This window comes from Sandaracinobacter sp., assembly GCF_041909755.1.
Taxonomy (GTDB): domain Bacteria; phylum Pseudomonadota; class Alphaproteobacteria; order Sphingomonadales; family Sphingomonadaceae; genus Sandaracinobacteroides.
Genome location: NZ_JAYRCW010000100.1, coordinates 1 through 8,699 on the forward strand (window position 1 = coordinate 1; position 8,699 = coordinate 8,699).

Here is an 8,699-nt window from a genome sequence, read left to right on the forward strand (position 1 = left end):
GGACCGGAAGCAATCCGGCGGAGAGACATTCCTGGTGACGGACGGCGGCCTCCACCACCAGCTGGCGGCAACGGGCAATTTCGGCACGGTCATCCGCCGCAATTATCCGGTCGCGAACGCGAGCCGCTCGGCCGGGCCCGAGGAAATCCTGTCCATCGTCGGCTGCCTCTGCACCCCGCTCGACCGGTTGGCGGACAAGGTTTCGCTGCCCGCCGGCGAGGTGGGCGACCTGATCGCGCTGTTCATGGCCGGCGCCTATGGCCGCTCCGCCAGCCCGGAGGCCTTTCTGGGCCACCCGCCACCGCTGGAACTTCTGGTCTGAGGAAGGCCTGCCCGGTCAGGGTGTCCGGAAACGCTCCGATATCATGGCCCGGTCGCTGCCCCGGCCTTCGGCGGGCATCAGCAGCATCGCGGTCGCAGCTCCGGCAACGACACCGAGCGTCAGCCCGATGATCCACACGAGGACAACGCCTCGGACGCCGGACTTTGGTCGTTCCTGCATCCCATTCACGCTCGTTGCCTGCTTCCAAATAGTTAACGCGAACCCCGGCGGAAACCATGCAATGTTCGTGCCAATTTAACCATTGCACGAATTCAACAGGTTAAACGCAGGGCAGGCACAACTTCTGTAAATTATTCCGACGCTTGGCCATAAGTGGCCCGCACGAACCACAGCCCGTCCGGCGGGGCATTCAGCTTCAGCGCGGCCCGGTTCCGGGCCTCCAGCGCGGCCTTCACGTCGGCCGGGCCCCATCGCCCTTCGCCCACCAGCACCAGCGCACCCACCATCGACCGCACCTGGTGGTGCAGGAAGGACCGCGCGGCGGCATGGATCGTCACCGTCTGGCCGGATTCCGAAATCTCCAGCCTGTCCAGTGTCTTGACCGGGCTTTGCGCCTGGCAGTGGACATGGCGGAAGGTGGTGAAGTCATGCCGTCCCACCAGCAGGGCGGCTGCCTCCGCCATCGCCCCGATCTCCAGCGGCTTGGGCCGCCGCCACACCAGCCCGTCGTTCCAGGTCAGCGGCGCACGGCGGCAGAGGATCCGGTAGTCATAGGCCCGGCCGGTGCAGGAAAAACGGGCGTGGAAATCCGCCGGGGCGTCCTCCGCCTCCAGCACCGCGACCGGCTGGCCCGCCAGCTTCAGCCGGGCGTTCACCCCTTCCATCAGCCGGAAGGCGCTCAACTCCGTCTCCAGCTCGGCATGGGCGACCATGCCGCTGGCATGAACGCCGGCATCCGTCCGCCCGGCGGCGTGGACGACCGCGTCTTCGCCGGTGATGTGGGCCAGGGCGGTTTCCACCGCTTCCTGCACCGAAGGGCCATGGGGCTGCCGCTGCCAGCCCATGAACGGGCGGCCATCCCATTCCAGGATGAAGCGGACGCGGCGGGTCAAACCGGGTCACCCGGTTGCAGGCGGCGGCCGCGAAGCCAGTCGGCTGCGGGCATCCGGCCCTTGCCCTCGGGCTGGACGGTCAGCAGCCGGATGGCGCCGCTACCTGCCGCCACCAGATCGTTGCCGATGAACTGGCCGGGCGGGCCGGCGCCTTCTGCAGGCCCGGCGGCGATCAGTTTCACCCGCTGGCCGCCGCTTTCGAACCAGGCGCCGGGGCTGGGCTGCATCGCCCGCACCAGCCTGTCGATGTCCATGGCCGGCACGGACCAGTCGATCCGGGCCTCGCCCTTGTCGATCTTGTGGGCATAGCTGACGCCCTGATCCGGCTGCGGGACCGCCGGATGGCCGGGCAGGTCGGCCAGCACGTCCAGCATCAGTCTGGCGCCAAGAGCCGCCAGCGCATCGGTCAGCTCTCCGGCGGTTTCCCGGCCGATCGGGATCCTGCCTTCCAGCCGAACAGGGCCGGTATCCAGCCCCTTTTCCATCTGCATGATCGCAACGCCGGTCTCCGCGTCTCCGGCCAGGATCGCGCGCTGGATGGGGGCGGCCCCGCGCCAGCGGGGCAGCAGCGAGGCATGGATGTTGAGGCATCCGTGCCGCGGCGCCTCCAGGATCGCCCTGGGCAGCAGCAGGCCATAGGCGGCGACCACGGCGCAATCCAGATCGAGGGCGACGAATGCGGCCTTTTCCTCCTCTCCCTTCAGGGTTTCGGGGGTGCGGACGGGAAGGCCCAGCTCCTCTGCCCGGCGGTGGACGGGCGATGGCGTCAGCCGCCCCCGGTTCGCGGGGCGGGGCGGCTGGGTATAGACGGCGGCGACCTCGTGGCCGGCCCCGACAAGGGCGTCCAGCGCGGCGACGGCGAAATCCGGGGTTCCCATGAAGGCAATTCGCATGGCAGAGCCGATAGAATGGACGACGCATTGCAGCAACTGACAGCGCTGATCGCCCGGCTGCCCGGCCTGGGGCCCAGATCGGCGCGGCGGGTGGTTTTGCAGCTGATGAAGAACCGGGAAACCCAGTTGAAGCCGCTGATGGCGGCGTTGCAGCGGGTGGATTCGGCGCTGTCCGCCTGTGCGGTGTGCGGCAATCTGGATACGGCGAACCCCTGCCGCATATGCACCGATCCGCGGCGCGATCCTGCGATGTTGTGCGTGGTGGCCGATGTGGCGGACCTGTGGGCGCTGGAACGGGGGCGGCTGTTTTCAGGCCGGTATCATGTGCTTGGCGGCACGCTGTCCGCGCTCGATGGGGTGGGGCCGGATGATCTTTCGATCGCGGCGCTGAAAGAGCGGGTGGCGGGTGATCCGCCTGTTACGGAAGTGGTGCTGGCGATGAACGCCACGCTGGAAGGGCAGACGACGGCGCATTTCGTGGCCGATGCGGTGGAGGGGTTGGGCGCGAAGGTGACGCAGCTGGCGCATGGCGTGCCGGTGGGGGGCGAGCTGGACTATCTGGATGAAGGCACGCTGGCGCAGGCCCTGCGGCTGCGGCGGCCGCTTTAGGTACGGCCCATCGCAGCCGGAGGGCTGCGGCTTGACCGGGGCGGCGCTGCTTCCTAGCTAGGGGGAATGGCCATCCTGACCATCCTTGAAGTGCCCGATCCGCGCCTGCGCCGCATTTCCGAACCCGTGGCGGAGGTGACGGACGAGATCCGCGCGCTGATCGCGGACATGTTCGAGACGATGTATGATGCGCCCGGCATCGGGCTGGCGGCGGCGCAGGTGGATGTGCCGATCCGGCTGCTGGTGATGGATCTGGGCGACGGGCCGGAGGATGCGGAGGGCAATCCGGGCAGGAACCCCCGCGTGTTCATCAACCCGGAAATCCTGGATCCAAGCGAGGATTACAGCGTCTATAACGAGGGCTGTCTTTCGGTGCCCGGCCAATATGCCGATGTGGAGCGGCCCGCCGTGGTGCGCGCCCGCTGGCTGGACGAGAATGGCGTGGCGCATGACGAAGTGCTGGACAGCCTGACGGCGACCTGCCTTCAGCACGAGATGGATCATCTGGACGGCATCCTCTTCATCGACCATCTGTCGCGCCTGAAGCGGGACATGGTGCTGAAGAAGCTGGAAAAGGCGCGCCGCGAAAAGGCCGGGAAGAAAGCCGCCTGATGGACGGCGGCCGGCTCGACGCGGTTGAGCATCGGCGGGCGCCTGACGACCATGAGCAGATCGAGAAGCAGCTTCAGCTGCGGCTGTTCGAGATCCTGATCGCCTATCATCGCCAGCAACGGGCCGCCGTGATCGTGCTGGAAGGCTGGGACGCGGCGGGGAAGGGCGGCCTGATCAAGCGGCTGACGGCCGAGATGGATCCGCGCTTCCTGAAAGTGGTGCCGATCGCGGCGCCCAACGAGCATGAGCGCAGGCAGCATTATCTGACCCGTTTCTGGGCGCAGCTGCCGGAAAAGGGCAACTGGACGGTGTTCGACCGCAGCTGGTACGGCCGGGTGGCGGTGGAGCGGGTGGAAGGCTTCGCCAGCCCCGAGGACTGGGGCCGGGCCTATGGCGAGATCAACGCCTTTGAATCGACGCTGGTGACGCACGGCACGAGGCTGGTGAAGCTGTTCCTGCATGTGAGCCAGGACGAGCAGGACAAGCGGCTGATCGACCGGCTGGAGCAGCCGTGGAAGCGCTGGAAGGTTTCAGCGGAGGATTTCCGCAACCGGGCGAAGCGGGCGGCCTATCTGACGGCCTATGAGGAGATGTTCGAGCGCACCGACAGCGAGCATGCGCGCTGGCACATCATCGGCGCGAACCACAAGAAGCAGGCACGGATCGAGGGGCTGAAGATCCTGGCGGACGAACTGGCCCGCGACGTGGACCTGACCGACCCGCCGCTGACCCCGGAGCTGCGGAAGCTGGCCGAGAAGGAGCTGGGGGTTGCCCTGAAGCCGAAATAGCCGTGGCCGGACGCTCTGCTGGCAGATAACCACATTGGTTGTTCCACGTGGAACATTTCCCTACACTTTGATTTCAACAGATTAAGGGTGAAAGCTGTTGGATTTGTTGGAGATCATGCCTGCTGGATGCCCGGTAGTGGGCGGTAGCCGAATAGCATAATGTCCCTGAAACTCCCCCGCTTTCGGGCAAGGATCAAATTAACAGGAGCCGACTAGGGGTTGGCGTAGTTGTGAGGCAGCGACTAAGAGGATTGAGGTAAAACGGGGAGCTCCAAGCGTGTCGAAGAATTATGTGAAGCCGGAACGGTTGTGGCTGCGAACTCATCCCGAGTATTCGGAGAAGTGGGTTCAGCAATTGATTGCGGAAGATCCCTCGATCCTCGGCTTGGGTGACCTAGTTCTTCGAGATCAGGAGCGCATTCACCCGCGCGCGGGGAGACTTGATCTCCTGTTGCAGGATGTAGAGACGAAGCGGCGGTATGAGGTGGAGTTGCAGCTTGGCTCGACCGATGAGGCGCACATCATCCGCACCATCGAGTATTGGGATATATAGCGAAAGCGCTACCCACAGTATGACCACTGCGCGGTGATTGTCGCCGAAGACATTACCAGCCGCTTCCTGAACGTCATTTCCCTGTTTAACGGCACGATCCCGCTCATCGCCATACAGATGCAGGCGCTTCGCATCGGTGAGAACATCACTCTCGTCTTCACGACCGTCATGGACGAGATGACGCGCGGACTCGTGGACGAGGACGAAGACGCGGACGCCGCCCCGACCGACCGCGATTATTGGGAGAAGCGGGCGACCAAGGCGACCGTCGCCCTTGCCGACGATCTCCTTGTGCTGGTCAAGCAGTTCGATCCGACGCTCGAACTTAAATACAACAAGTTCTACATCGGCCTGTCCCGCGAGGGCCAGCCGTTCAACTTCGTCAGTTTCCGCCCGAAGAAGAGCAACATCAACTTCGAGCTTAAGCTGCCGCAAACGGACGAATTGGACGCGAAGATCGACGAGTCAGGCATTGAGACGCTGGAATACAACAAGCGGTGGGGCCTCTACCGCCTGCGGCTCACGAAGGAGCAGGTAAAGAGCAAGACCGAAATCCTGCGTGAGCTGATGCAACTCGCCTATGAACGGCGGTCTTCCTGAAGATGCGCCATCGCCGCAGCAATGTGGTCAGAGGCGATTTCCACCGGCGGTGTCAGCCTCCCCGACGACCGCCGTCTCGTTAGCAGTCGCCATGGCTGATGTTCGTGAGCCTGTTCGCGGTGTGCCCGGCGCCTTCGTACCAGATCAGCGGCTCATCCAACTCGGGCCCATGCGCATAGTGCCTGAGCATCGGTGCGACCCATCATTTTCCGCCACCAGCGGCTGCTTGTTCGGGGTGCTTTTGCGGGTGGGCCTTCGACAAGCTCAGGCTGAGCGGGTGTTGCGAACTGAGCGGGGGCCTTCGACAGGCTCAGGCTGAGCGGGCGACGCAAGCTGAGCGGGTGGTGTGGGCCGGGCGGGTGGTGCAGGCTGAGCGGGCGAGGATAGGGCGCGGCACGATGTGCGGGCGGTGTGCGGGTGTGGCGCCCCCACCCCAACCCCTCCCCTGAAGGGGAGGGGCTTGTTCTGGTGGAGCCGGGCACGGCCCGGCTGACGGAGGTGTGCCTTGTTCTCAGCCCGGGTAGCTGATCGCCAGCACGTCCAGATCGCGTTCGCCGGCGGGCAGGCGGGCGGTTCGGGTGTCGCCCACCTTTGCGCCTTTCAGGGCGGTGGCGACGGGGCTGTTCCAGGCGATGCGGCCGTTGGTGGCGTCGGCCTCGTCGCGGCCGACGAGGGTGAGGGTCTGTTCGCGGTCGTCGCCATTTTCCAGAACTTCCACCAGCTTCACGGTGGCGCCGAAGAAGATGCGGCTTTTATCCGGCTGGCGCGCGGGATCCACCACCGTCACGTCCTTCATGCGGCGGGCGAGGTGGGCGAGTTCGCGGTCGATCTCTCTCAGGCGCTTGCGGCCATAGAGATAATCACCGTTTTCGGAGCGGTCGCCGTTGCCCGCCGCCCAGCTGACCACCTCCACCATCTGCGGCCGTTCGGTGGTGAACAGATGATCGTAGCGGGCCTTCAGCGCGGCCATGCCCGCCGGGGTGATGGGGTCGCTCACCTCAGGGGTTCTTCAGCCATTGGGAAATGCGGGGCTGCGCGCCCTGACGCGTGGGTTCCAGCAGGGAATAGACGACGGCGTTTTCGCTGACGCGCTGCACATAGGTGCGGGTTTCGCTGATCGGGATCATTTCCACCCAGTCCACCAGATCATGGGTGGTGCCGCCGCGCGGATCGCCGTTCATGCCGATCCATTTGCGCACATTGCCCGCGCCCGCGTTGTAGGCGGCGATCGCCATCATCGCGTTCGAGAAATTGTCGCGGCGGAGGCGGATGTAATAGCTGCCCAGCGTGACGTTGTAGGCCGGATCGTCGAAAAGGCGCTGCGGGCTGTAGGGCAGGCCCAGCTTGTTCGCGACATCCTGCGCGGTGGCGGGCATCAGCTGCATCAGGCCGCGCGCGCCGGCCGAGGAGAGGGCCGTGCGGTCGAAGCTCGATTCCTGCCGGGCGATGGCGTGGCTGATCAGCCAGTCCGCAGGCGGCACGGGCGCGCTGGCGGGCAGGCGCGGGTAGGCGAGATCGAAGGTGGAGAGGTCGCCGCGCGGGCGGGCGGCCTTCCATGTCCAGACGCCGAGATCGGGGCGGTTCAGCGCCTTGCCATATTCGGCCGCCGCGCGGGCCTGGGCGGGGGTTTCGAGGCTGTCTGCCAGCGCCCGGGTGAAGAGCGAGGCGCGGACCGCCTCTCCGCCATCGACCAGCAGCTTCAGGGCCTGGCCCATGGACGAGCCTTCGACCCGCTGCCGGTCTGCCGCGGTGGGCTGGATGCGTGGCACCATGGGCAGGGCCGGGGCGCGGCCCAGTTCCTCTGCCGCGAGCTGGCCGTAGTAATAATCGCTGTGGCGGGCGGCGCGTTCGAAGGCCGCCGTGGCAGCCGCCTGCTGGCCGCGCGCCTTTTCCGCGCGGCCCAGCCAGTAATCGCCGCGTGTCTGGCTGATGGGGGTGGTGACGGTGGCGTTGAAGCGGGTGAAATGCTGCTGCGCGTGATCGGGGCGGTCGAGCTTCCTGAGTGCGATCCAGCCGGCGAGCCAGTCCGTATCGGACAGGTCGACGCGGACGGAGAGGGGCAGGGTGGCGGGGTTCGCGCCCGGCGCCACGGCCTTGTGGTTGGACAGGATGCGATAGGCGGTGAGATGGTCGCCCCGGCGCATCGCCGCGCGGCCAAGGGTGAGGCGGCGTTCGAGCCAGGTTTCGGGCGCGGTGACGCCGGCATTCGTATCCCCGGCGGCGAGCAGCGCTTCGGCTTCGGCGAGGCGGCCCTTGCGTTCGAGGAAGAGCGAACGATCATGCGTGAGGCCGGGATCGCGGCGGTGCTTCGCGGGGACGGAGGCGGCGCGCGCCTCTGCATCGGCGGCGCCGGTGCGCAGCGCGATGCGGGCCTGCGCGAGGGCGCGGGCTTCATCATCGAGGAAGGGCAGCAGGCGGGCGGCGGCCGTGGTCTGCCCGGCCCAGATGAGGGCGTCGGCGCGGGCGGCGTGATCGGCACGGGTGAACATTGAACCGAAGCGGGCGAGGAGGGCGGATTCAAGCTCTGGCGGGACGGAAGGGCGCGCCCAGGCTGCCCGGGCCTGTGCAAGCGCTTCCGGGCCGGAGAGGAGGAGGGCGTGGCGCGCCTGCCCGGCCGAGGTGGCGGGCGGGACGGCGCGGAAGAAGGCGAGCGCTTCGCCATCGGACGATTTCGCCGGATCGGCCGCCTGGGTTTCGGCGCGGCGGCGGATGGCAGTGTGTCCGGGCCAGCCGGGGTGGTTCGCAAGCCACTGCGCCTGCGCGGCGAGCGGGTAGCTGACGCCGGCGGGCGGGGCGCGGCGGAGCCATTCCCAGGTGGCGAGGCTTTGCGCCGTGGCGTTTGGCGCGCCGGAAGGTGCAGCGGACGAGCCTGCCTGATAGGCGGCGAACTGCTGGGCCAGCCAGGCGCGCGCGGCCGGATCGGATTGCGCAAGGGCAGGCGAGGCGGCGGCGAGGAGCGCCGCGACGGCGAACGACAGGCGATGTTGCACGGACATGGGGAAGTCTTTAGGCAGGCGCGGCGTTTGCGCCAAGGCTGCCGGGCGATTGTTGCCGGGCAAGCGAGGCGAACTGCCGCTTTCCGAGGATCTTTCCATGGCGTTGATCACAGGCTCCATCCCCGCGCTTGTCACCCCGTTCCGCGACGGCCGGGTGGACGAGAAAGCGTTCGAGGCGTTCGTGGACTGGCAGGTCGCGGAAGGCTCTGGCGCGCTGGTGCCTTGCGGGACGACGGGCGAATCCGCGACCCTC

Annotated in this window: 10 protein-coding genes and 1 pseudogene; 7 read left to right on the plus strand and 4 right to left on the minus strand. The window is 67.0% G+C overall.

Going from position 1 to position 8,699, the window contains the following annotated elements:
- A pseudogene (locus tag ACE3O8_RS11600) lies at positions 1-322 on the plus strand (pyridoxal-dependent decarboxylase, exosortase A system-associated); the annotation flags it as partial.
- A 311-nt stretch (positions 323-633) separates the two neighbouring features.
- Here the strand turns inward: ACE3O8_RS11600 and truA are convergent.
- Both truA and fmt read right to left on the minus strand, forming a co-directional pair.
- Entirely contained in the window at positions 634-1,395 is a 762-nt protein-coding gene (truA, locus tag ACE3O8_RS11605) for a tRNA pseudouridine(38-40) synthase TruA (protein ID WP_374389907.1), read from the minus strand.
- Positions 1,392-2,288, minus strand: a complete 897-nt coding sequence (fmt, locus tag ACE3O8_RS11610; protein ID WP_374389909.1) for a methionyl-tRNA formyltransferase — start codon at positions 2,286-2,288, stop codon at positions 1,392-1,394. Before fmt ends, truA begins: the two co-directional genes overlap by 4 nt.
- A 15-nt stretch (positions 2,289-2,303) precedes the next feature.
- Between fmt and recR the strand changes: the two genes are divergently transcribed.
- The 5 genes from recR to ACE3O8_RS11635 all read left to right on the plus strand — a co-directional run bounded on the left by recR (position 2,304) and on the right by ACE3O8_RS11635 (position 5,450).
- Positions 2,304-2,897: a recombination mediator RecR gene (gene recR, locus ACE3O8_RS11615; RefSeq protein WP_374389911.1), complete on the plus strand. Its 594-nt coding sequence runs from the start codon at positions 2,304-2,306 to the stop codon at positions 2,895-2,897.
- Positions 2,898-2,963: 66 nt separating this feature from the next.
- Positions 2,964-3,509, plus strand: a complete 546-nt coding sequence (def, locus tag ACE3O8_RS11620; protein WP_374389913.1) for a peptide deformylase — start codon at positions 2,964-2,966, stop codon at positions 3,507-3,509.
- Positions 3,509-4,297 (plus strand): polyphosphate kinase 2 family protein, encoded by a 789-nt coding sequence (locus ACE3O8_RS11625; RefSeq protein ID WP_374389915.1) that lies wholly within the window; start codon positions 3,509-3,511, stop codon positions 4,295-4,297. Before def ends, ACE3O8_RS11625 begins: the two co-directional genes overlap by 1 nt.
- A 277-nt stretch (positions 4,298-4,574) precedes the next feature.
- Positions 4,575-4,850 (plus strand): hypothetical protein, encoded by a 276-nt coding sequence (locus ACE3O8_RS11630; RefSeq protein ID WP_374389917.1) that lies wholly within the window; start codon positions 4,575-4,577, stop codon positions 4,848-4,850.
- Positions 4,851-4,883: 33 nt separating this feature from the next.
- Complete coding sequence (locus ACE3O8_RS11635; protein ID WP_374389919.1) at positions 4,884-5,450, plus strand: hypothetical protein; 567 nt, start codon at positions 4,884-4,886, stop codon at positions 5,448-5,450.
- 511 nt (positions 5,451-5,961) lie between these two features.
- Here the strand turns inward: ACE3O8_RS11635 and ACE3O8_RS11640 are convergent.
- Together ACE3O8_RS11640 and ACE3O8_RS11645 are read right to left on the minus strand one after the other, a co-directional pair.
- On the minus strand, positions 5,962-6,447 hold the full coding sequence (locus ACE3O8_RS11640; RefSeq protein ID WP_374389921.1) for a GreA/GreB family elongation factor: 486 nt from the start codon (positions 6,445-6,447) through the stop codon (positions 5,962-5,964).
- A gap of 1 nt (position 6,448) precedes the next feature.
- A complete protein-coding gene (locus tag ACE3O8_RS11645) occupies positions 6,449-8,446 on the minus strand; it encodes a transglycosylase SLT domain-containing protein (protein ID WP_374389923.1) in 1,998 nt (665 codons plus the stop codon).
- Between the two features lie 103 nt (positions 8,447-8,549).
- Between ACE3O8_RS11645 and ACE3O8_RS11650 the strand changes: the two genes are divergently transcribed.
- The coding region (locus ACE3O8_RS11650) for a dihydrodipicolinate synthase family protein (protein ID WP_374389925.1) at positions 8,550-8,699 on the plus strand (150 nt) is incomplete at its 3' end.

Bases quoted from the DNA above. Each gene is read 5' to 3' on its own strand.
- fmt (WP_374389909.1), bottom strand. From the start codon at position 2,288: ATGCGAATTGCCTTCATGGGAACCCCGGATTTCGCCGTCGCCGCGCTG.
- recR (WP_374389911.1), top strand. From the start codon at position 2,304: ATGGACGACGCATTGCAGCAACTGACAGCGCTGATCGCCCGGCTGCCC.
- def (WP_374389913.1), top strand. From the start codon at position 2,964: ATGGCCATCCTGACCATCCTTGAAGTGCCCGATCCGCGCCTGCGCCGC.
- ACE3O8_RS11625 (WP_374389915.1), top strand. From the start codon at position 3,509: ATGGACGGCGGCCGGCTCGACGCGGTTGAGCATCGGCGGGCGCCTGAC.
- ACE3O8_RS11645 (WP_374389923.1), bottom strand. From the start codon at position 8,446: ATGTCCGTGCAACATCGCCTGTCGTTCGCCGTCGCGGCGCTCCTCGCC.